Source organism: Bartonella sp. AA2SXKL, assembly GCF_042197205.1.
Lineage (GTDB): Bacteria > Pseudomonadota > Alphaproteobacteria > Rhizobiales > Rhizobiaceae > Bartonella.
Genome location: NZ_JBHIRN010000288.1, coordinates 1 through 533 on the forward strand (window position 1 = coordinate 1; position 533 = coordinate 533).

At 44.1% G+C, this 533-nt stretch carries 1 protein-coding gene and 1 pseudogene; both read left to right on the forward strand.

Going from position 1 to position 533, the window contains the following annotated elements:
• Positions 1 to 309 (forward strand): annotated as a pseudogene (locus ACFINS_RS11290) (lysozyme); the annotation flags it as partial.
• Complete coding sequence (locus tag ACFINS_RS11295; RefSeq protein WP_375612160.1) at positions 306 to 533, forward strand: hypothetical protein; 228 nt, start codon at positions 306 to 308, stop codon at positions 531 to 533. The pseudogene ACFINS_RS11290 and the gene ACFINS_RS11295, both read left to right, overlap by 4 nt.

Below are 533 nucleotides of genomic sequence, written 5' to 3' on the forward strand. Positions count from 1 at the left end.
GAGCTACAGAAATGGACCAAAGCAGGCGGAAAGCGTCTTGAAGGTTTAGCACACCGGCGTGCGGCAGAAACAGGCTTATGGGCAAAAGGGGCTTATGTTTCCTCCAATTATCAAACAGTAGAAACGCAAGCACCAACGGGGGTTTTCAAAGCCGAAGCCCTTGCACCGATTATTGGTTCTTTTTCTGGGCTTGGTGGTTTGTTAGCAGGAAATGGACCAATCCAATGGGCTTTGGCAACCATTATGGTTTTAGCCGCATGTGTTGGTATTTTCTTTGTTGCCAAACGTTTTCAGGAACACCGCCTATGATCTTATGGATGAAAAGAAATCTGCTGTTAATAGGCGCGGCTTTAGCTGCTTTTTTTATGATTTTAGCAAGAGCTTTTAATCTTGGGAAAAAAGCAGAGCAACAAAAGCAAACAGAAAAAGCTTTAAAAGCAGCCACAACACGTCTGGAGGTGGAAAGTGAAGTTAATCAAAAAAGTGATGCTGATGTGCGTACTGCTCTCTCTGACTGGTTGCGCGACAAATAA

What these genes read in the sequence shown, in the direction of transcription:
- ACFINS_RS11295 (WP_375612160.1), top strand. Translation starts at nt 306, where the DNA reads ATGATCTTATGGATGAAAAGAAATCTGCTGTTAATAGGCGCGGCTTTA.